This window comes from Streptomyces sp. WG7 (assembly GCF_049975785.1).
In the GTDB taxonomy this organism is placed as follows: domain Bacteria; phylum Actinomycetota; class Actinomycetes; order Streptomycetales; family Streptomycetaceae; genus Streptomyces.
On sequence record NZ_JBNGGE010000032.1, the window covers coordinates 42,599 to 64,222 of the forward strand.

Annotated in this window: 17 protein-coding genes; 9 read left to right on the forward strand and 8 right to left on the reverse strand. The window is 71.2% G+C overall.

Annotation, left to right across the window (positions count from 1 at the left end; translation table 11 throughout):
* Positions 1 to 275 precede the first annotated feature (275 nt).
* The gene (gene ssd, locus ACP4J0_RS26855; RefSeq protein ID WP_426601299.1) at positions 276 to 1,400 is read right to left on the reverse strand and encodes a septum site-determining protein Ssd; all 1,125 of its coding nucleotides are present in this window, start codon (positions 1,398 to 1,400) and stop codon (positions 276 to 278) included.
* A gap of 670 nt (positions 1,401 to 2,070) precedes the next feature.
* On the opposite strand from ssd, the gene ACP4J0_RS26860 reads away from it, so the two are divergent.
* Positions 2,071 to 2,952 carry an HAD family hydrolase gene (locus ACP4J0_RS26860; protein WP_426601300.1) on the forward strand — a complete coding sequence of 294 codons (882 nt, stop codon included), beginning with the start codon at positions 2,071 to 2,073 and terminating at the stop codon, positions 2,950 to 2,952.
* Positions 2,953 to 3,313: 361 nt separating this feature from the next.
* Here ACP4J0_RS26860 and ACP4J0_RS26865 read toward each other — a convergent pair whose 3' ends face one another.
* Positions 3,314 to 4,138 carry an oxidoreductase gene (locus ACP4J0_RS26865; RefSeq protein ID WP_426601301.1) on the reverse strand — a complete coding sequence of 275 codons (825 nt, stop codon included), beginning with the start codon at positions 4,136 to 4,138 and terminating at the stop codon, positions 3,314 to 3,316.
* A gap of 111 nt (positions 4,139 to 4,249) precedes the next feature.
* On the opposite strand from ACP4J0_RS26865, the gene ACP4J0_RS26870 reads away from it, so the two are divergent.
* Complete coding sequence (locus ACP4J0_RS26870; protein ID WP_426601302.1) at positions 4,250 to 5,230, forward strand: ATP-binding protein; 981 nt, start codon at positions 4,250 to 4,252, stop codon at positions 5,228 to 5,230.
* Positions 5,231 to 5,578: 348 nt separating this feature from the next.
* On the opposite strand, the gene ACP4J0_RS26875 is transcribed toward ACP4J0_RS26870, so the two are convergent.
* Positions 5,579 to 6,862 carry a hypothetical protein gene (locus ACP4J0_RS26875; RefSeq protein WP_426601303.1) on the reverse strand — a complete coding sequence of 428 codons (1,284 nt, stop codon included), beginning with the start codon at positions 6,860 to 6,862 and terminating at the stop codon, positions 5,579 to 5,581.
* A gap of 359 nt (positions 6,863 to 7,221) precedes the next feature.
* On the opposite strand from ACP4J0_RS26875, the gene ACP4J0_RS26880 reads away from it, so the two are divergent.
* From ACP4J0_RS26880 to ACP4J0_RS26905, 6 genes are all read left to right on the forward strand, one after another.
* Positions 7,222 to 9,654 carry a SulP family inorganic anion transporter gene (locus ACP4J0_RS26880; protein WP_426601304.1) on the forward strand — a complete coding sequence of 811 codons (2,433 nt, stop codon included), beginning with the start codon at positions 7,222 to 7,224 and terminating at the stop codon, positions 9,652 to 9,654.
* Positions 9,655 to 9,872: 218 nt separating this feature from the next.
* Positions 9,873 to 11,828 (forward strand): acetate--CoA ligase, encoded by a 1,956-nt coding sequence (acs, locus tag ACP4J0_RS26885; RefSeq protein ID WP_426601305.1) that lies wholly within the window; start codon positions 9,873 to 9,875, stop codon positions 11,826 to 11,828.
* Between the two features lie 286 nt (positions 11,829 to 12,114).
* Entirely contained in the window at positions 12,115 to 13,539 is a 1,425-nt protein-coding gene (gene nhaA / locus ACP4J0_RS26890; RefSeq protein WP_426601306.1) for a Na+/H+ antiporter NhaA, read from the forward strand.
* 113 nt (positions 13,540 to 13,652) lie between these two features.
* Positions 13,653 to 14,141 carry a phage holin family protein gene (locus tag ACP4J0_RS26895; RefSeq protein WP_426523935.1) on the forward strand — a complete coding sequence of 163 codons (489 nt, stop codon included), beginning with the start codon at positions 13,653 to 13,655 and terminating at the stop codon, positions 14,139 to 14,141.
* Positions 14,138 to 15,106 (forward strand): alpha/beta fold hydrolase, encoded by a 969-nt coding sequence (locus ACP4J0_RS26900; RefSeq protein WP_426601307.1) that lies wholly within the window; start codon positions 14,138 to 14,140, stop codon positions 15,104 to 15,106. Before ACP4J0_RS26895 ends, ACP4J0_RS26900 begins: the two co-directional genes overlap by 4 nt.
* Before the next feature lie 148 nt (positions 15,107 to 15,254).
* Complete coding sequence (locus ACP4J0_RS26905) at positions 15,255 to 15,443, forward strand: hypothetical protein (RefSeq protein ID WP_426523912.1); 189 nt, start codon at positions 15,255 to 15,257, stop codon at positions 15,441 to 15,443.
* Positions 15,444 to 15,527: 84 nt separating this feature from the next.
* Here ACP4J0_RS26905 and ACP4J0_RS26910 read toward each other — a convergent pair whose 3' ends face one another.
* The 3 genes from ACP4J0_RS26910 to nth all read right to left on the reverse strand — a co-directional run bounded on the left by ACP4J0_RS26910 (position 15,528) and on the right by nth (position 18,606).
* Complete coding sequence (locus ACP4J0_RS26910; RefSeq protein WP_426601308.1) at positions 15,528 to 16,727, reverse strand: MarP family serine protease; 1,200 nt, start codon at positions 16,725 to 16,727, stop codon at positions 15,528 to 15,530.
* A gap of 47 nt (positions 16,728 to 16,774) precedes the next feature.
* Positions 16,775 to 17,494 carry an NUDIX hydrolase gene (locus tag ACP4J0_RS26915; RefSeq protein ID WP_426601309.1) on the reverse strand — a complete coding sequence of 240 codons (720 nt, stop codon included), beginning with the start codon at positions 17,492 to 17,494 and terminating at the stop codon, positions 16,775 to 16,777.
* Positions 17,495 to 17,559: 65 nt separating this feature from the next.
* The gene (gene nth, locus ACP4J0_RS26920) at positions 17,560 to 18,606 is read right to left on the reverse strand and encodes an endonuclease III (RefSeq protein ID WP_426601332.1); all 1,047 of its coding nucleotides are present in this window, start codon (positions 18,604 to 18,606) and stop codon (positions 17,560 to 17,562) included.
* Positions 18,607 to 18,981: 375 nt separating this feature from the next.
* On the opposite strand from nth, the gene ACP4J0_RS26925 reads away from it, so the two are divergent.
* On the forward strand, positions 18,982 to 19,656 hold the full coding sequence (locus tag ACP4J0_RS26925) for a Crp/Fnr family transcriptional regulator (protein ID WP_003975365.1): 675 nt from the start codon (positions 18,982 to 18,984) through the stop codon (positions 19,654 to 19,656).
* A gap of 95 nt (positions 19,657 to 19,751) precedes the next feature.
* Here ACP4J0_RS26925 and ACP4J0_RS26930 read toward each other — a convergent pair whose 3' ends face one another.
* Complete coding sequence (locus ACP4J0_RS26930; protein ID WP_426601310.1) at positions 19,752 to 20,594, reverse strand: MBL fold metallo-hydrolase; 843 nt, start codon at positions 20,592 to 20,594, stop codon at positions 19,752 to 19,754.
* On the reverse strand, positions 20,591 to 21,577 hold the full coding sequence (locus tag ACP4J0_RS26935; protein ID WP_426601311.1) for an NUDIX hydrolase: 987 nt from the start codon (positions 21,575 to 21,577) through the stop codon (positions 20,591 to 20,593). The genes ACP4J0_RS26930 and ACP4J0_RS26935 overlap by 4 nt, the downstream gene beginning before the upstream one ends.
* Positions 21,578 to 21,624: the final 47 nt, after the last annotated feature.

The following is a 21,624-nucleotide window of genomic DNA, read 5'->3' on the forward strand; positions in this document are numbered from 1 at the left end:
CCCGGTCGGTCCCGCGTCCGTCCCGGAAGGCCGGCGGCTCGGTGCCTGGGCCCCTTCCGCGGCCGGTCCTCCGCATCCTCCGAGAGCCCCGTCCGGCAACCGTTCGTCAGCGGGCTCCGGTGCCGCACCGGAGCCCGTCCCCCCGGGCACCGGGGAGGTCGGCACGACCGCGGACTCCCCGGCAGCCGGCTCCGCGCACCCGGCTCCGGTCCTCTCGGCCGGCACGCCACCGCTCGGCACACCGCCACCCGCTCCCGCAAGGTCCACAGGGGCCCTCATGCCGCCCCGCCCGTCTCCACCAGCGCCCGCTCCCAGAACTCCCGGCAGAAACGCGCCAGCGGGCCTCGTGCGGACGTGCCCGGGGGGCGCCTGCTCTCGGTGGCGCGCAAGAGCCCGGACTCGATGGGCACCTCACCGACCAGGGGCAGTCCGAGCAGCCGGGCCACCTCGCGGTCGTCGAGCCCGGAGGCGTACGGACCGCGGACCGCGACACGGAGGTCGCGCAGGACCATGCCGACCGCTGCGGCCACCCGGTCCGCCGCCGCGACGGCCCGCAGTTCGGCCGGGACGAGGAGGAGGCCGACGTCGAGCTGGGCGAGGACTTCGGCGACGCCGTCGTCGATCCGGCGCGGCAGGTCGACGACGACCGTGCCGCCCCTGCGCCGGGCCGCCGCGAGCACCGCCCGTACGGCCTGGGCCGGCACTGTGACGCGGTCCCCCCGGTCCCAGCTGAGTACCCGCAGCGAGTGCAGCTCGGGCAGTGACTCCTCCAGGGCGCCGCTGCCGACCCGTCCTCGCGAGGCCGCGAACGCGGGCCACCTCAGCCCCTCGGCCGTCTCGCCCCCCAGGAGGACGTCGAGGCCGCCGCCCAGCGGGTCGGCGTCCACGAGGAGGCTGCGCATCCCCTCGCGCGCGGAGGTGACGGCGAGCGCGCAGGCCAGTGTCGACGCTCCGGCGCCGCCCCGGCCGCCGATGACACCGACGGTGAGCGCGGGCCGGCCGACGCCTTCGGCGACGTCGGCGATGCGGTCGACCAGCCACTGCTCACCGTCGGGCAGCATCAGGACGTGGTCGGCGCCGATCTCGACGGCCCGCTGCCAGACCCCCGAATCGTCCTGGTCGCGGCCCACGAGGACCACCCCTCGTCTCCGCACGGCTCCGCGCACACGCCGCGCGGCGTCGTCGCCGACGAGGACGAGCGGCGCGGCTTCCCAGCTGCCCCGCTGTCCGGAGGCAGCCCGTACCGCCGGCACCGAGTGGTGCACCTCCGGCGTGGCACCGGCCGCCGCGCACAGACGCAACAGGTCGTCGAGCAGTTCGGTGTCCTCGGTGACGATCAATGGCCCGCTCTGCCGCCCCTCGGCGGCAGGCGGCGGGTCGTTGACGATGGTTCCGGTCATGACTTGCGTCCCCCTTCGCTGCGACTTCCGCGGTCGCACCCGGCATCTGTGGCCTCGCGCGGCCCTCGCGGCCCCGCGATTCGCAATCGCGTGAAGAACCGGCAACCGGTCCCCACGTGAACGGCCGGCGTGAACGCCCGATGTGAACACCGACTTGTACGTCGGCTTGAACTTCGGTCGATCCCGGCCATACGCGTCCTGCAAACAGAACCGGCCGTAGAACTCGACGCGGCCCGGACGCATGGGAATCACGGTGCACCGATCCGGGAAATCGTGTGGATCTTGGTCGAAAACTGTGGACAACTCGACGGTTGTGAATATCGCCCCCACAAACCGCGGAGCCCCGCCCCTCCCCCGCTCCGCCCCGCCCACGACTCCCGGAGAGCAGCGCGACGACTACCCTCCGTCAGGAGGCGTGGGCATGACAATGCACTCCCGGCACCGTCACAGCACACGGCCCTGGAACATGAGATGAGAAGAAAAACCCACCCGGACATGCGACGACCCCCGCCGGGGGGGAGAGCGGGGGTCGTCTCCACGGCCGACTCGGGGGGGGGAGGAGTCGGACCGGGTTAGCACGGTCGCGAACGATCCGTGACTTCCATGGTGTACCCGAGAGCCATCTCAGGCAAACCCACGCGCCCCACCTTACGCCGAATGGGCTGCGCCTATGCTCGGGGTCGTGGAAAACCACTCCTTGCCGCACTCCATGCCCCGCGCAGCCGCCTTCTTCGACCTGGACAAGACGGTCATTGCGAAGTCGAGCACACTCACGTTCAGCAAGTCGTTCTACCAAGGCGGGCTGATCAACCGCAGGGCTGTCTTGCGTACCGCATATGCCCAGTTCGTGTTCCTCGCGGGTGGAGCCGACCACGACCAGATGGAGCGGATGCGCGAGTACCTCTCCGCGCTGTGCCGCGGCTGGAACGTCCAGCTGGTCAAGGAACTCGTCGCCGAGACCCTGCACGACCTGATCGACCCGATCATCTACGACGAGGCCGCCTCCCTGATCGAGGAGCACCACACCGCCGGCCGGGACGTCGTGATCGTCTCCACGTCGGGCGCCGAGGTGGTCGAACCCATCGGCGAGCTGCTCGGTGCCGACCGGGTGGTGGCGACCCGCATGATCGTGGGCGACGACGGCTGCTTCACGGGAGAGGTGGAGTACTACGCGTACGGCCCCACCAAGGCGGAGGCGATCCGGGAGCTGGCCGAGTCCGAGGGGTACGACCTGACCCGCTGCTACGCCTACAGCGATTCGGCGACCGACCTGCCGATGCTGGAGTCCGTCGGCCATCCCCACGCGGTGAACCCGGACCGGGCACTGCGCCGCGAGGCTCTCGCGCGCGAGTGGCCGATCCTCGACTTCCATCGTCCGGTACGGCTCAAGCAACGGATCCGGGGCTTCTCCGTACCGCCGCGCCCTGCGCTCGTGGCCGCCGCCGCGGTGGGCGCCGCAGCGGCCACCGCGGGTCTCGTCTGGTATGCGAGCCGGCGGCGGTCCGCGACGGTACGGAGCAGCCCCGAAAGTCGCTCTTTCACCCGCGTATGAGCGGGAAAGTAAAGAAGTGCAGCGTGCACTTCCGCTTGCCCCGGGCCAGGAGTACAAAGGACTCAACGGCCCGCGAGACCAAGGACATCCGAAAGGATCACCTTAAAACCGCATTTGGCCCCACGGACCGAGCATGGACATCGGGCACCCACGCGACGTCGACCCGTCGATTACGGGCCAGCCGCACCAGGTGACGGGCAAAGTTCCCGACCTGATGGGCAACATATCGAGGACGCCTGGTAACCCGGTGGTCATGCCAGCGGCGGTACGAGTACTCGTACCGCCGCATTACGTCCCGCCCGGCACGCCACGCGCCCGACACGGCTCCCGGGCTCCCTGCCCCTGGGCGCGTCCCACGTTCCTACGCGGCTCCGCGCTGGAGCGCCTCGCACACCGCCGTCGACTCGCGCGCGCCCAGCTCGACCGCCCTGCCGCAGTGGGCGATCCACGCGGCCACACCCTCCGGGGTCGCGGAGACGTAGCCGTCCAGCGCCGTCAGGTAGGCGGCGCGCCCGAGCTCGGCATGGCCGACCTCGGCCGGGCAGACGGATTTGGGATCGAGACCGCTGTTGATCAGGACGATGCGCGCGGCCGCGCGCGCGACCAGGCCGTTGTGCGAGGTGAAGGGACGCAGCGCCAGCAGCTCACCGTGCACGACGGCAGCGGTCACCAGGGCCGGCGCGGAACCACCCGCCATGACCAACCCGGCCAGGCCGTCCAGGCGGCCGTGCGCCTCCTCGGCGTCCGGCAGCGGCAGCCGGACGAGCGGCTCGTCCACCGGCTCGCCCTGCCGGCGGGGCCGTCCCACCTGATCGGCCTTGGTCGCGGCCGCCACCAGGTGCAGCCGGGCCAGCACCCGCAGCGGAGACTGCCGCCAGACGGACAGCAGTTGCCCCGCCTCGGCGGTCAACCGCAGAGCCGCACCCACCGTCCGTGCCTCGTCGTCACCGCTGAAGTCGGTCCGCCTGCGCACCTCCTCCAGCGCCCAGTCCGCCCCGGACAGCGCCGCCGAGCTCCGGGCGCCGCGCAGTGCGGCCTCGGAGGTGATCTCGTTGCTGCGGCGTCGCATGATCCGGTGGCCGTACACCCGGTCCACGGCCTTGCGCACGGACTCCACGGACTCGGCCACGCCGGGCAGTGCGCCCAGGGCCGCGAGCGGATCAGCGGTCGCGCCTGTCGTACTCATGAGTACGACCCTACGCATCCCGACGCCACACCCCACGAATGAGTGGTCTTCTTCACGTAGACCTGGGACCACCTACCACCCACCGCTATCGCTTCACTACTCTTGGTGAACATGAAAATTGCTTTCGTCGGGAAGGGCGGCAGCGGCAAGACCACCCTGTCCTCCCTGTTCATCCGCCACCTCGTCGCCACCGGTGCACCCGTCGTCGCGGTCGACGCCGACATCAACCAGCACCTGGGGGCCGCGCTGGGGCTCGACGAGGAGGAGGCGGCCTCGCTGCCCGCGATGGGTGACCACCTCTCGCTGATCAAGGACTACCTGCGCGGGACCAACCCGCGCATCGCCTCCGCGACGAAGATGATCAAGACGACTCCGCCCGGCGCCGGCTCGCGTCTGCTGCGGTTGTGCGAGGACAACCCGGTCTACGACGCCTGCGCCCGGCCGGTGGAACTCGACGGCGGGGCCGTCCGTTTGATGGTCACCGGGCCCTTCACCGACGCCGACCTGGGAGTCTCCTGCTACCACTCCAAGACGGGAGCGGTGGAGCTGTGCCTGAACCACCTGGTCGACGGCCGTGACGAGTACGTCGTGGTCGACATGACCGCGGGCTCGGACTCCTTCGCCTCCGGCATGTTCACCCGTTTCGACATCACGTTCCTCGTCGCCGAGCCGACCCGTAAGGGGGTCTCCGTCTACCGCCAGTACAAGGAGTACGCCCGCGACTTCGGCGTCACCGTGAAGGTCGTCGGCAACAAGGTGCAGGGGCCGGACGACCTCGACTTCCTCCGCGAGCAGGTCGGGAGCGACCTGCTGGTGACCGTCGGGCACTCGGACTGGGTGCGCGCCATGGAGAAGGGCCGGCCGCCCCGGTTCGAGCTCCTGGAGGAGCCCAACCGCCGTGCGCTGCACACCCTGCACACGGCCGTCGCCGCGACCTACGAGCTGCGGGACTGGGCGCGCTACACGCACCAGATGGCCCACTTCCACCTGAAGAACGCCCGCAGCTGGGGCAACGAGCGCACCGGGGACGACCTGGCAGCACAGATCGACCCCGGTTTCATCCTCAGCGAAGGTGTCGCTGCGCCGGTGTGACGGCACCCTCGCCACCCCCACCACCGCCTCCGGCACCCTCGCCACCCCCACCACCGCCTCCGGCGCCCTCACCGCTTCCGCCGGATGCAGCCTCCGCGACCCCCACTCCCACCGCCTCCGGCGCCCTCGCCGCTTCCGCCGGACCCGGTTCCCACGCCGGACAGTGGACTCACACCTCCGCCGGCCCACACACACCACCGGGCTCGCTCGACCACCGGACCCACACACTCCAGCGGGCCCCCACGCTCCGCCGGAACCATCGCCTCCGCCGGACCCGCTCCCTCGCCAGCTCCGCCGGGAACCATCACCTCCACCGGACCCGCCTCCTCGCCGGCCCCGCCGGAGCGGTCAGCGCTTGGCGGCCGGCGCCCCTGGCACGCCCTTCGGCGCCGGTGCGGGACCGGCCGCGAGGAAGGACGCCCAGCCCTTCTTCGGGGCCTCACCGACGTCCAGCGTGCGCAGCTTCTTCAGCACCTTCGGGTCCTGGGCGTCCAGCCAGTCCACGAGCTGCCGGAAGGAGACGCAGCGCACCTCGTCCTTGGTGCACACCTCCTCGACGACCTCCTCGATGGCACGCATGTAGGTACCGCCGTTCCAGGACTCGAAGTGGTTGCCGATGATCAGGGGCGCCCGATTGCCGTCGTAGGCCCGCCGGAAGCCCTGAAGCAGGCCGTCGCGCATCTGGTCGCCCCAGAGCTCGTGCTTGGCGGGGTCGCCCTGCGTCGTGGTGCCCGACTGGTTGACCATGAAGTTGTAGTCCATGGTGAGCTGCTCGAAGGTGTGCCCGGGGAACGGCACCAGCTGCATCGACACGTCCCACAGCCCCCGCTTCTTCTTCGGCCAGACCTGGTCGTTCACGCCACTGCTGTCGTAGCGGAAGCCCATCTCACCGGCGGCCCGCACGAAGTTCTCCTGGCCTTCCAGGCACGGGGTGCGGGCCCCGATCAGCTCTTTGTCGTAGTCGAAGGGGAGGGGGGCCGCGTTCTTCATCCCGGTGTTGGTCTTCCAGGTCTTCACGAACCGCTTGGCCTGCCGGATCTCCTCCTTCCACTCCTCGACGGACCACTCGCCGACGCCGCCGCCGCTGCCGCAGAAGTGACCGTTGAAGTGGGTGCCGATCTCGTTGCCCTCCAGCCACGCCAGTCGCAGCTGCTCGACGGTGTCGGCGATGCCCTGCTCGTCGTTGAAGCCGATGTCGGAGCGGCCCGGGGAGTGCTGCGGCGGACGGTACAGATCCCGCTTCTCCTCCGGCAGCATGTACACGCCGCTGAGGAAGTACGTCATCGTCGCGTCGTTCTCCTTGGCCACTTCACGGAAGTGGGAGAACAGCTTCTGGCTGTCCTCGCCCGCGCCGTCCCAGGAGAACACCACGAACTGCGGGGGCCGCCGGCCGGGCTCGAGGCGTTCGGGTCTGGGGAGATGCGGCTGGGCCCCGGTGTACGCGGTGGAACCGTCACCGATCAGCCGGACCGCGTTCTCGGGTGCGGGCGCCGCTTTCCCCTTCTCCTTCCCCGGACCGTTCGTCCCTTCACCGGAACCGGAACCGCTGCCGATCGCGCAACCGGCGAGCGACGCGGCGCAGACCGCGGCGGCGATCGCGGTACGCGCGGCGATCCTGTGGGTGGCGGCCATGTTCCGCCCACCTTCTTCCTTCTCTCGGGCCAACGCCGACGAGGCGATGTCGGGTGCTGAGCCGGGATGTGCCGTCAGCGCCGTCAAGGTGGCACGAAAGCGAGAAGGAATTAGTACGACAAGCCGATGAAATACCCCATTCACTCGGTTGAGCGGCCCATTACTCCATTTGCGCGAAAAATCTATGCCTTCCCTTTACTCTGAATTACGATCTGTTTACCGAGCGCGACGATTGCGCACTCGGCGAGTGCTCGGTGAGTGCTCGGCATCCCGCCGTGACCCACGGCCGCGAACCGTCCCCGCCCAGCGGTGGACCAACCATGACCGCGACCGCGCAGCCCCGGAGGAGACGGGAAACAATGTCAGCCTGCGTACCCGCCCGGGCCGATTCGGCCCGACCCAAGCACGTCCATCCACCCCACAGCCCGCCACCCCGCGGCCCCCGGCGCTTCCGCGTCGCGGGCGCCGACGTGTCGGCCTCGATCGCGGTCTTCCTGATCGCCCTGCCGCTCTCCCTCGGGATCGCCCTCGCCACCGGCGCCCCCCTCCAGGCCGGCCTCGTCGCGGCCGCGGTGGGCGGGATCGTCGTCGGACGGCTCGGCGGCTGCCCACTCCAGGTCAGCGGTCCCGCCGCCGGACTCACCGTGGTCACCGCCGACCTCATCGTGCGCTACGGATGGCGTACGACCTGCGCCATCACCGTGCTCGCCGGGCTCGCCCAGCTGGGCCTCGGCTGCCTGCGCGTGGCGCGCTCCGCGCTCGCCGTCAGCCCCGCCATCGTGCACGGCATGCTCGCCGGCATCGGCGTCACCATCGCCGTCGCCCAGCTGCACATCGTCCTCGGCGGCACCCCGCAGAGCTCGGTGCCCGACAATCTGCGGGCCCTGCCCGCCCAGCTGGCGAGCCCGAGACCGGCGGACCTGGCCGTGAGCGTGCTGACCCTGACCCTGCTGCTGCTCTGGCCGCGGGTCCCCGGCCGGGCCGGGCAGCTCCTGGGCAAGGTCCCCGCCGCCCTGGTCGCCGTCGCCGGCGCCACCGTGGTCGCGGCCCTCGCCGGGCTCCGCCTGCCCAAAGTCGACCTGCCGTCCTGGAGCAGCCACGCCCTGGCCACGCTGCCCGACGGCCCGGTGCTCGGCCTGGTCGCCGCCGTCCTCACCACCACCCTGGTGTGCAGTGTGCAGTCCCTGCTCGGCGCGGTCGCCGTGGACAAACTGGTCGCCGCCCGGCCGGGTCTGAGCGGCCGGGTGAAACGCTCCGACCTCGACCGCGAGCTGCTCGGGCAGGGTGCCGCCAACATCGTCTCCGGATCGCTCGGCGGACTGCCCATCGCCGGTGTGGCCGTGCGCAGTTCGGCGAACGTGGGCGCGGGCGCCGTCAGCCGGAACTCCACGATGCTGCACGGCGTTCTCGTAGTGATCGCCGCACTGCTGATGGTCCCGGCCCTGGAGTTCATCCCGCTCGCCGCACTCGCCTCCCTGGTCATGTCCGTCGGCCTCAAAATGGTGTCCCTGAACCACATCCGCACGGTGACCCGCCACCGTGAGGTGCTGGTCTACGCGGTCACCACCTGCGGCGTGGTGTTCTTCGGCGTCCTGGAGGGCGTCGCGCTGGGCATCGCCGTGGCCGTCGGCGTCGCCCTGCAGCGCCTGTCCCGCACCCGGATCACGCACGACGAGACGGAAGGAGTCCATCATGTCCACGTCCGGGGCCAGTTGACGTTCCTCGCCGTGCCGAGACTCAGCCGGGTCCTGCACCAAGTCCCCCAGGGAGCCGACACCGTCGTGGAGTTGGACGGGTCGTTCATGGACCACGCGGCGTACGAGACGCTGCAGGACTGGCAGAAGACGCACACCGCGCAGGGCGGCTCCGTCGACATCACCGGCCGCCGTCCCGGCACCCGCATCTCCGAACCGGCCGATGCGGACGGCTGCCGCTGCCGCCCCTGGACGCCCTGGCGCAACCACCAGTGCGAGCGCCCGCAGCAGGCGCCCCCGCCCGGCGCCGACCGGCAGGACGGCACCGGAGAGTCGTCCGGGACGACGACCGGCCCGAGCGGCGCCGACGGTCCGGCCAGGCTCACCGGACGCGGTGGCCCGGGCAGGGCCGCCGGATCCAGCGGACGGGAACTGGCGCGTGGCATCAGCGCGTTCCAGCGCAACACCGCCCCGCTGGTACGCGGCGAACTGGCCCGGCTGGCCCGTGAGGGACAGCAGCCCTCCCAGCTGTTCCTCACCTGCGCCGACTCGCGGGTGGTCACCTCGATGATCACCTCCAGCGGCCCCGGTGACCTCTTCGTCGTGCGCAACGTGGGCAATCTCGTGCCGCTGCCCGGCGAGGAGAGCGGCGACGATTCGGTGGCCGCCGCGATCGAGTACGCGGTGGACATCCTGAAGGTGCGGTCCATCACGGTGTGCGGACACTCCGGCTGCGGGGCCATGCAGGCACTGCTCAGCGCCGAGCCCGGGGGTGCGCGGACGCCGCTCAAGCGGTGGCTGCGGCACGGGCTGCCGAGCCTGGAGCGCATGCCCGAGGACGAGGCTGCCCGGCCCCGGCTGGCCGGACGCCGCCCCACCGACGCCGCCGAGCAGCTCTGCCTGGCCAACGTGGTCCAGCAGTTGGAGCACCTGCGCGCCCACGACGCGGTGTCCCGGGCGCTGCGCGCCGGGGACCTGGAACTGCAGGGCATGTACTTCCACGTGGGCGAGGCCCAGGCGTACCTGCTCTCCGAGGACGCCGAGAGCGCCGAGGGCGCGGTGTTCGAGCTGGTCCTCGAGACCGACCTGACCGCCTGAGCCGTACGGGTAGCCGGGGCGCGGGGAGTGTGAGCGTCGTAACAGGCGCTGAACCCCGCGCCGCCGGCGTCCGTGGGTACTGATGACCACTGGCCACGAGGGCGAACGACCACCAGACAGGTCTAAACCAATTGTCCGTCGACCCTTGTCATCGGCCCCCCGGGTCTGATGAGCTGTGGCCTGGGACACAACGGACAACCCTGAGAACGGGAGATGTCGTGAGCAACGAATCCTTGGCCAACCTGCTCAAGGAAGAGCGCAGGTTCGCGCCCCCCGCCGACCTGGCCGCCGACGCCAACGTCACGGCGGAGGCGTACGAACAGGCCAAGGCTGACCGGCTCGGCTTCTGGGCCGAGCAGGCCCGCCGGCTGACGTGGGCCGAGGAGCCGACCGAGACCCTCGACTGGTCGAACCCGCCGTTCGCCAAGTGGTTCAAGGACGGCACGCTGAACGTCGCCTACAACTGCGTGGACCGGCACGTGGAGGCCGGAAACGGCGACCGCGTCGCCATCCACTTCGAGGGCGAGCCCGGCGACAGCCGCGCCATCACCTACGCCCAGCTCAAGGACGAGGTGTCCAAGGCCGCCAACGCCCTGCTGGAGCTGGGCGTGCAGAAGGGCGACCGGGTCGCCGTCTACATGCCGATGATCCCCGAGACGGCGATCGCGATGCTGGCCTGCGCCCGGATCGGCGCCGCCCACTCGGTCGTCTTCGGCGGCTTCTCCTCGGACGCCCTCGCCACCCGCATCCAGGACGCCGACGCCCGCGTCGTCATCACCTCCGACGGCGGCTACCGGCGCGGCAAGCCGTCCGCCCTCAAGCCCGCCGTCGACGAGGCCGTCGAGCGCGCCGGCACCGTCGAGCACGTGCTCGTGGTCCGCCGCACCGGCCAGGACGTCGCCTGGGACGACTCCCGCGACAAGTGGTGGCACGAGACCGTCGACCGGCAGTCCGCCGAGCACACGCCGGAGGCGTTCGACGCCGAGCACCCGCTGTTCATCCTGTACACGTCCGGCACGACGGGTAAGCCCAAGGGCATCCTGCACACCTCCGGCGGCTACCTCACGCAGACGGCGTACACGCACTGGGCCGTCTTCGACCTCAAGCCGGAGACCGACGTCTACTGGTGCACCGCCGACGTCGGCTGGGTCACCGGCCACTCGTACATCGTCTACGGCCCGCTCGCCAACGGCGCCACGCAGGTCATGTACGAGGGCACGCCGGACACCCCGCACCAGGGCCGGTTCTGGGAGATCGTGCAGAAGTACGGCGTGACGATCCTCTACACCGCGCCCACCGCGATCCGGACGTTCATGAAGTGGGGCGACGACATCCCCGCGAAGTTCGACCTGTCCTCCCTGCGCGTCCTCGGCTCGGTCGGCGAGCCGATCAACCCCGAGGCGTGGATCTGGTACCGCAAGAACATCGGCGCGGACGCCACCCCGGTCGTCGACACCTGGTGGCAGACCGAGACCGGCGCCATGATGATCAGCCCGCTGCCCGGCGTCACGGACGCCAAGCCGGGCTCCGCCCAGCGCGCGCTGCCCGGCATCTCCGCCACCGTCGTCGACGACGAGGCGAACGAGGTGCCGAACGGCGGTGGCGGCTACCTGGTCCTCACCGAGCCGTGGCCGTCGATGCTGCGCACCATCTGGGGCGACGACCAGCGGTTCATCGACACGTACTGGTCGCGTTTCGAGGGCAAGTACTTCGCCGGTGACGGCGCCAAGAAGGACGACGACGGCGACATCTGGCTGCTGGGCCGGGTCGACGACGTGATGCTGGTCTCCGGCCACAACATCTCCACCACCGAGGTCGAGTCGGCGCTGGTCTCCCACCCGTCGGTCGCCGAGGCGGCCGTGGTCGGCGCGGCGGACGAGACGACCGGGCAGGCCATCGTGGCCTTCGTGATCCTGCGCGGCACGGCGGCGGAGACCGAGGACCTGGTCGCCGACCTGCGCAACCACGTCGGCGCCACCCTCGGCCCGATCGCCAAGCCCAAGCGGATCCTGCCGGTGGCCGAGCTGCCGAAGACCCGTTCCGGCAAGATCATGCGGCGCCTGCTGCGTGACGTGGCGGAGAACCGGCAGCTCGGGGACGTCACCACCCTGACCGACTCCACCGTCATGGACCTCATCCAGACGAAGCTCCCCGCGGCGCCCAGCGAGGACTGAACCGTCCGTTCCGAGGGCACCCGGCGAGAGACACCGGGTGCCCTTTTGGCGGGTGCCGGCACCGATACGTCACGTTACGCACCGTCACGGAGATCACCCGGCGCTTCCGCCGCAGGTTAGGTAGGCTAATGAGCGCGTAAGAAACTCAACACAAGATCCTCAAGGTCCGCGGGACAAGATCCTCGGAACGAGTTCCTCGAATCAAGGGCCTCGAAGATCCTCATGGTGCGCCGGGAAGTCTGGTCGGCATGTGTTCTGTGCTGCCCATCGACCGGAGGTTCTCCCTGTGACCGCGCCCCGCACCCCCCGAAAAGCCTTCGGACGCCTGTCCCTCCCGGAGCGGAACTACGTCGCGGACGCGCTGCGCACCGAGACCGTCGGCGGTGTCCTGCTGCTCGTCGCCGCGGTCGCCGCGCTGGTGTGGGCGAACATACCGGCGCTGAGCGACAGCTACGAGAGCGTCAGCCACTTCCACTTCGGCCCCGCGGCCCTCGGCCTGGACCTGTCGGTCGCGCACTGGGCCGCCGACGGACTCCTCGCGATCTTCTTCTTCGTGGCCGGCATCGAGCTCAAGCGCGAACTCGTCGCCGGTGACCTGAAGGACCCGAAGGCCGCCGCCCTCCCGGTGGTGGCGGCGCTGTGCGGCATGGCCGTACCCGCGCTGGTCTACACGATCACCGCCACCTCCGGCGGCGGCTCCCTGGCCGGCTGGGCCGTGCCCACCGCCACCGACATCGCCTTCGCGCTCGCCGTACTCGCCGTCATCGGCACGTCCCTGCCGAGCGCCCTGCGCGCCTTCCTGCTGACCCTGGCCGTCGTGGACGACCTGTTCGCGATCCTGATCATCGCGGTCTTCTTCACCGAATCGATCAACCTGGTCGCGCTCGGTGGCGCGATCGTGGGCCTCGCCGTCTTCTGGCTTCTGCTCCGCAAGGGCGTCCGCGGCTGGTACCTGTACGTCCCGCTCGGTCTCGTGATCTGGGGGCTGATGTACAACAGCGGCGTCCACGCCACCATCGCCGGCGTCGCGATGGGCCTGATGCTGCGCTGCCACACCCGAGAGGGCGAGCGGCACTCCCCCGGCGAGCACATCGAGCACCTCGTACGCCCCCTTTCGGCGGGCCTGGCCGTACCGCTGTTCGCGCTGTTCAGCGCGGGTGTCGCGCTCTCGGGCGGCGCGCTCGCCGACGTGTTCACCAAGCCGGAGACCCTCGGTGTCGTGCTCGGGCTGGTCGTCGGCAAGACGCTGGGCATCTTCGGCGGCACCTGGCTGACGGCGCGCTTCACGAAGGCCTCGCTCAGCGACGACCTCCAGTGGGCCGACGTGTTCGCGGTGGCGACCCTGGCCGGCATCGGGTTCACCGTCTCGCTGCTCATCGGCGAGCTTGCCTTCGAAGGCGACGCGGCGATGACGAGCGAGGTCAAGGCCGCCGTCCTCGCCGGCTCCCTCATCGCGGCGGCCCTGGCGACGGTCCTGCTGAAGATACGGAACGCCAAGTACCGCAAGCTGATCGCGGACGAGGAGCGCGACGACGACCTCAGCGGCGTCCCGGACATCTACGAGGAGGACGACCCCGCGTACCACCTGCGTGTGGCCGCGATCTACGAGAAGAAGGCCGCCGAGCACCGCCGGATCGCCGACGAGATGGAGTCGGCGCGGCTTGCCGAAGTGCCGGGCGGGGCAGGCGATGAGGGCGACGGTCCGGCATGATCTGACGAGACGGTACAAAAGACGGACCGTACGCGGTCGGGCCGCCGTAGTCAGGCAGCGTTCGACAGCCACGGAACCGTACGCAGATGAGCCAGCAGAAGAGGGAGACCGCGATGAGCGCACCCGACGGCAGCCCGGTCGGCACCGAACGCAGCATCGGCCAGCTGTTCGCCTCGGCGACCACCGAATTGTCGGCGCTCGTGCACGACGAGATCGCGCTGGCCAAGGCGCAGCTGAGGCAGGACGTCAAGCGCGGGGCGACGAGCGGCGGCGCGTTCTCGCTGGCCGGGGCCGTCCTGGTGTTCTCGCTGCCGATGCTGAGCTTCGCGCTGGCCTACGGCATCCGGACCTGGAGCGGCTGGAACCTCGCGGTCTGCTTCCTGCTGTCCTTCGCGGCGAACGTCCTCGTGGCGGCCCTCCTCGCGCTGATCGGCATCGTCTTCGCGAAGAAGGCCAAGAAGGGCCGCGGCCCGCAGAAGGTCGCCGCCTCGGTGAAGCAGTCGGCGGGCGTGCTGCAGAACGCCAAGCCGCACCCGCGGCCGGAGCTGCCCGCGGACCGGTCCCCCGAAGCCATCGAGGCTGTGGCACGCTCGTCCTCATGACGGACCCCGCCACCCCTATGGGCCAACCCCCATCGGCGCAGCACCCCACCTCGGTCGTACGGCTCGGTGTACCGGGCGGGCGCGAGGTGATCCACCGGGACGTCGCCGCCAACGGCGCCCGCTTCCACATCGCCGAGCTGGGTGACGGACCCCTGGTTCTGCTGCTGCACGGCTTCCCGCAGTTCTGGTGGACCTGGCGGCACCAATTGGTGGCCCTCGCGGACGCCGGTTTCCGCGCGGTCGCCATGGACCTGCGCGGCGTCGGCGGCAGCGACCGCACCCCGCGCGGCTACGACCCCGCCGGCCTCGCCCTCGACATCACCGGCGTGGTCCGCTCGCTCGGCGAGCCGGACGCCGCGCTGGTCGGCCACGACCTGGGCGGTTACCTCGCCTGGACGGCCGCCGCGATGCGGCCCAAGCTCGTGCGGCGGCTCGCGGTCTCGTCGATGCCGCACCCCCGGCGCTGGCGCTCGGCCATGCTCGGGGACGTCCGGCAGACCCGGGCGGGTTCCCACATTCTGGGGTTCCAGCGTCCCTGGGTTCCGGAGCGTCAACTGACCGCGGACGACGGCGCGCTGGTCGGCCGGCTGCTCCACGACTGGTCGGGGCCGCGACAGCTGGACGACGAGGCGGTGGAGGCCTACCGCCGCGCCATGTGCATCCCCTCCACGGCGCACTGCTCGGTCGAGCCGTACCGCTGGATGGTGCGCTCCCTGGCCCGTCCCGACGGCATCCAGTTCTACCGCCGTATGAAGCGGCCGGTGCGCGTGCCGACCCTGCATCTGCACGGCTCGCTGGACCCCGTGATGCGGACGCGGAGCGCGGCCGGGTCGGGGCAGTACGTCGAAGCGCCGTACCGCTGGCGGCTGTTCGACGGTCTCGGGCACTTTCCGCACGAAGAGGACCCGGTCGCCTTCTCCACCGAACTGATCAACTGGCTGAAGGATCCCGAACCCGATCGGTGACCGATGTGACCGACCCGGTGACCGAACGAACACGTCCGGCAGGCACGTCAGAACGCTTGTCCTATGAACGGCCACTTGCCCGGCGCATAGGCCAATTGAGGGGCCGGAGAACGGTTACCGACCTTGGGGCGGGGGCACACGTCCGGGTATGGGCTGGACGCACGACTACAGTGACGTAGCACGCGACGGCCGCTCGACGAGCGGCGTAAGCACCCACCGACGAGGAGGCACCCCGCAACTGGCGGGTGCGGACCTACGGGTGGGCATCCCGCGCATCCTGCGCCGCCGGGCCCGCTGGGTCTCCGTGCGCCTGCGCCATCCACGCGGCGCGAGCTGACACCCACACCCCGGGGACGCCCCGCAAGCCGGCATCCCGCGAGCCGACACCCCCGCGACACGCGCGCCGCCGAACACCGGGTTCCTAGAGCGCGCAGTCGTCGCTGTCGACCTGCTGGTTCGCGGTGCGGCCCTTGGCGATGTCCTCGCGGATCTCGTCCACGGTGAGCGCGTAACCGGTCTCGGAGTCGTCCAGGGACTTGGCGAACACCACGCCGTAGACCTCGCCCTCCGGGGTGAGCAGCGGGCCGCCGGAGTTGCCCTGACGGACCGTCGCGTACAGCGAGTAGACGTCGCGGTGCACGGTGCCGCGGTGGTAGATGTCCGGGCCGTTGGCGGTGATGCGCCCGCGCACGCGCGCGGCGCGGACGTCGTACGCCCCGTTCTCGGGGAAGCCCGCGACGATGGCACCGTCGTCGCGGCCCGCGTCGTCGTCCGAGAACCGCAGCACGGGTGCCTTCAGCTCCGGTACGTCCAGTACGGCGATGTCGCGCCGCCAGTCGTAGAGGACGACCGTCGCGTCGTACTTCCGGCCCTCGCCTCCTATCTGCACCGTGGGCTCGTCCACGCCTCCCACGACGTGGGCGTTGGTCATGACACGGCGCTCGTCGAAGACGAAGCCGGTGCCCTCCAGGACCTTGCCGCAACCGGTGGCGGTGCCCATGACCTTGACGATGGAACGCTTGGCGCGGGCGGCGACCTGACTGCCGGCCAGCGCCGGGTCGGGCGCCTGGACGTCGGGGATCTGCTCGTTGGAGAACGGGCTGAAGACCTGCGGGAAGCCGTTCTGCGCGAGGACGGAGGAGAAGTTCGTGAACCACGTGTCGGCCCGTGCGGGCAGCGCCCTGGAGACGCCCTGCAGCACCGTGGAGCTGCGGACCTCCTTGCCGAGCGTCGGCAGCGTGGTGCCGGCCAGTGCCGAGCCGATCAGCCAGGCGACCAGGAGCATCGCCACCACGTTGACCAGGGCACCGCCGGTGGCGTCCAGAGCGCGGGCTGGGGACCAGGTGATGTACCGGCGGAGCTTGTTTCCGAGGTGGGTGGTCAGCGCCTGGCCGACGGACGCGCAGACGATGACGACGACGATCGCGACGACGGCGGCGGTCGTACTCACCTCCGCGTTGTCCGTCAGGACGTCCCAGAGGACCGGGAGCAGATAGACGGCGACGAGACCGCCGCCGAGGAAACCGATCACCGACAGGATGCCGACCACGAAACCCTGGCGGTAGCCGACGATCGCGAACCAGACGGCGGCCAGCAGCAACAGGATGTCCAGCACGTTCACCGATTCAAGCCCCGCCTCGTCGTCGTACGCTCACACCGGTCACCCTGTCATGACCGCCGGTCCAGCGGGACCTGCTTCTCCCTGTCCCAGGGCCGCTCCCAGCCCGCGAAGTGCAGCAGCCGGTCGATGATGCCGGCGGTGAAGCCCCAGACGAGCGCTGATTCGACCAGGAACGCCGGACCGCTGTGGCCCAGGGGATGGACGGCGGTGACTCTGTTGGCGGGGTCCGTGAGATCGGCCACGGGGACGGTGAAGACCCGCGCGGTCTCGTTCGGGTCGACGACGCCGACCGGGGTGGGCTCGCGCCACCAGGCCAGCACCGGGGAGACGACGAAGCCGCTGACCGGGATGTACAGCTTGGGCAGGACGCCGAAGATCTGCACGCCGGCCGGGTCGAGCCCGGTCTCCTCCTCCGCCTCGCGCAGGGCGGCCCGCAGCGGCCCGTCGCCCTGGGGGTCACCGTCCTCGGGGTCGAGGGCGCCGCCCGGGAAGGCCGGCTGACCGGCGTGGGAACGCAGGGTGCCGGCCCGCTCCATGAGCAGCAGCTCCGGGCCGCGCCCGCCGTCGCCGTCGCCGTCGCCGTCGCCGAACAGGATCAGTACGGCGGACTGGCGTCCGGCACCGTCCTCCGGCGGCAGGAAGCGGCTCAGCTGTCCGGGCTGCACCGTCTCGACGGCCCGCACCACCGGATCCAGCCAGCCCGGCAGGCCCTCCTTGCTGAGGATCCCGCCCCGCGTGTGCCCCTGCGTGTCGCTCGCCCGTGTCATCGCCACCCCCGTCCTGCCGATTTCAACGCCCGACGCCCCCGAGATCGTTCCGTGAGACCGTTCCGTCACCCGGCCCCCAGCGGAGGTGCCGGGGTGCCGCCCGCGTCCAGGTACGCCTGCGGGGGGTTCAGACGCTGGCCCGGGAATCCGCCCTTCTCGTACTTCAGCAGCTTCTTCGCCTTCTCCACGTCCGTCTCGCCCTCGCCGTACGCCGGGCAGAGCGGTGCGATGGGGCAGGCCCCGCAGGCGGGCTTGCGGGCGTGGCAGATCCGGCGGCCGTGCCAGATCACGTGGTGCGAGAGGTCCGTCCAGTCGCTCTTGGGGAAGAGCGCGCCGACGGCGGCCTCGATCTTGTCCGGGTCGGTCTCGCCGGTCCACTGCCACCGGCGCACCAGGCGCTGGAAATGGGTGTCCACGGTGATGCCGGGGCGGCCGAACGCGTTGCCGAGGACGACGAAGGCGGTCTTGCGGCCGACGCCGGGCAGTTTGACGAGGTCCTCGAGACGTCCGGGGACCTCGCCGCCGAAGTCCTCCACCAGGGCCTTGGACAGCCCTATGACCGACTTGGTCTTGGCCCGGAAGAAGCCGGTCGGGCGCAGGATCTCCTCGACCTCCTCGGGATCGGCGGCGGCCAGGTCCTCGGGGGTCGGGTACTTGGCGAAGAGGGCGGGCGTCGTCTGGTTGACGCGCAGGTCGGTGGTCTGGGCGGACAGCACCGTGGCCACGACCAGCTGGAACGGGTTCTCGAAGTCCAGCTCCGGGTGCGCGTACGGGTAGACCTCCGCGAGCTCGCGGTTGATACGGCGGGCGCGGCGGACCAGCGCGGTGCGCGACTCACCGCCCGGCGTCTTCGGGGCGACGGTCTTCGCCGGGGCCACGCCCTTGACGGCGGCGGTGGCCTTCTTCGGGACGACGGCGGGCTTCTTGGCGGGCGCCTGCTTCTTCACGGGCGCCGGGGTCCTGCCCGAGGCCGCCTTCCTCGCGGGGGCGGCCCTCTTCGCGGGCGCCGCCTGCCTCTCGGGCGTCTTGTTCACGGGCGCCGTCTTCTTCGCGGGCGTCTTGTTCACGGGCGCCGTCTTCTTCGCAGGTGCCGGGTCGTTCTCGGCGTTCATCTCCACGGCACCCTTCTCCTCAGTCACCCTCTTGGCAGGCGTCGCCCTCTTCGTCGCTCTCGCCGTCTTCCTACCGCCATCGGAGCCCTGTTCGCCCACGGCGGAATCGCGACGTACACCCACCCGCGCAGCCCCCTCGGCCTGTGCTCTCACCGGCGATTTGGACACCCGGCCAGCCTACGGCCCGGCACCGACATCTGCCCCGCACCCCGAAGATCGGCGTCCAATTGGACCCCTGCCGCGTACCCCAGGACACCAGTGCGGCATCCTTGTGACAGATCACACTGTTTGGACTGTCCGGCAAAATGGGCACCACGGACCCCTGGTACACCGGGGGAACAAGATCCTCTGAGCCGGTCGACAAGGAGAGAACTCGTGGACGACGTTCTGCGGCGCAACCCGCTCTTCGCGGCGCTCGACGACGAGCAATCCGCGGAGCTCCGCGCCTCCATGAGTGAGGTGACCCTCGCCCGCGGCGACACACTGTTCCACGAGGGGGACCCCGGAGACCGCCTCTATGTGGTCACCGAGGGCAAGGTCAAGCTCCACCGCACGTCCCCCGACGGGCGCGAGAACATGCTGGCCGTCGTCGGCCCCAGCGAGCTGATCGGCGAACTGTCGCTCTTCGACCCGGGCCCGCGCACGGCCACCGGCACCGCGCTCACCGAGGTCAAGCTGCTCGCCCTCGGCCACGGCGACCTCCAGCCCTGGCTGAACGTCCGCCCCGAGGTGGCCACCGCCCTGCTGCGCGCCGTCGCGCGCCGCCTGCGCAAGACCAACGACGCCATGTCCGACCTCGTCTTCTCGGACGTTCCCGGCCGTGTCGCCCGCGCCCTGCTGGACCTCTCCCGCCGCTTCGGCGTGCAGTCCGAGGAGGGCATCCACGTCGTGCACGACCTGACGCAGGAGGAGCTGGCCCAGCTGGTCGGCGCGTCCCGTGAGACGGTCAACAAGGCACTGGCGGACTTCGCCCAGCGCGGCTGGCTCCGCCTGGAGGCCCGAGCGGTGATCCTGCTGGACGTGGAGCGGCTGGCCAAGCGCTCCCGCTGACCGGCCCCGGCCGGCACGCCCCGGCCGGACACACCGGTCGGGCAGGCCTCACACGGGGAAGGCCTCACACCGGGCAGGAACCGGCCGGGCAGGCCTCAGTCCGGCAGCTGGATGAGCCCGTGCTCGCCCAGGTACTCCAGCTGCGCCCGCACCGACAGTTCCGCCGCCGGCCACAGCGAACGGTCGACGTCCGCGTAAACATGGGCGACGACCTCGCCCGGCGTCCGGTAGCCGTCCTCCACGGCCGTCTCGACCTGGGCGAGGCGGTGGGCGCGGTGGGCGAGGTAGTACTCCACGGCGCCCTGGGCGTCCTCCAGGACGGGGCCGTGGCCCGGGAGCACCGTGTGCACCCCGTCGTCGGCCGTGAGCGACCTGAGCCTGCGCAGGGAGTCCAGGTAGTCGCCGAGGCGGCCGTCCGGATGGGCCACCATCGTCGTACCGCGGCCCAGGATCGTGTCCCCCGTCAGGACCGCCCGGTCCGCCGGGAGATGGAAGCACAGGGAGTCGGCCGTGTGCCCGGGGGTCGGTACGACCCTCAGTTCCAGGCCGCCGACCCCGATCACGTCACCTGCGGCCAGCCCCTCGTCGCCCAGCCGCAGCGCCGGGTCCAGGGCCCGTACGTTCGTGCCCGTCAGCTCGGCGAAGCGCGCGGCGCCCTCCGCGTGATCCGGGTGACCGTGCGTCAGGAGCGTCAGCGCGGCGCGCTTGCCCGCCCGCTCCGCGGTGTCGACGACGTTCCGCAGGTGCGCGTCGTCCAGCGGGCCCGGGTCGACCACGACGGCCAGGCCGGAGTCCGGCTCGGCGAGGATCCAGGTGTTCGTCCCGTCCAGGGTCATCGCGGAGGCGTTCGGCGCGAGGACGTTCACCGCGCGCGCGGTGGCCGGCCCCGAGAGAACGCCGCCCCGCGGCTGGCCGGGCAGTGCTGCTGCGTCCGTCATGCGAGGGCTCCCCCGGTCGGGTCGGAAGGTGATGTCACCGGCGCCTGTGCCGCGCTCGGGACGTGTTTGGTGAACTCGTCGTGCCCCGGCCAGGAGAGCACGATCTCGTCGCCGGCCAGCCGCGCCTCGGCCAGTACGGGTGTCATGTCGCGGCCCCGGGCCGACGCGAGCGCCTCGGCCGCCGTACCGCACTCCGCGAGACCGCGCAGGGTCGCGATGGTCGGCGGCATCATCAGCAGCTCGCCCTTGTCGTACCCGGCCGCGGCCTCGGCAGGGGTGATCCACACCGTGCGGTCGGCCTCCGTGGAGGCGTTGCGGGTGCGCTGCCCCTCGGGGAGGGCGGCCACGAAGAACCACGTGTCGTAGCGCCGGGACTCGAACTCCGGGGTGATCCAGCGGGCCCAGGCGCCCAGCAGGTCGGAGCGCAGCACGAGGCCCCGGCGGTCCAGGAACTCCGCGAAGGACAGCTCACGGCCGACCAGGGCGGCGCGGTCCGCCTCCCAGTCCGCGCCGGTCGTGTCGCCGGCCACGGAGTCGCGGGTCGGCCCGGCGAGCAGGACGCCCGCCTCCTCGTACGTCTCGCGTACGGCCGCGCAGACGATCGCCTGGGCGCCCACCTCGTCGACACCGAGCCGGTCCGCCCACCACGCGCGCGTGGGGCCCGCCCAGCCGATGTCACGGTCGTCGTCGCGCGGGTCGACCCCGCCGCCCGGGTAGGCGTACGCACCGCCGGCGAACGCCATGGAGGTGCGCCGGCGCAGCATGTGGACGGCGGGGCCGGTACCGGTGCCGGTGTCCTTGAGGAGCATGACGGTGGCCGCGCGCTTCGGGGTGACCGGGGTGAGGGTTCCGGCCGCCAGCGCGCGGATGCGGTCCGGCCATTCCGCGGGGTACCACTGACCGTTCGCCTGGACATTCGCCTGGACATTCGCCTGGACATTCGCCTGGTCATTCGCTTGACCGTCCGCCTGACCGTTCGCCATGGCCGGAGGCTATCCGGTGACGGGCGGATGTTCGAGTGGCCGCCGGG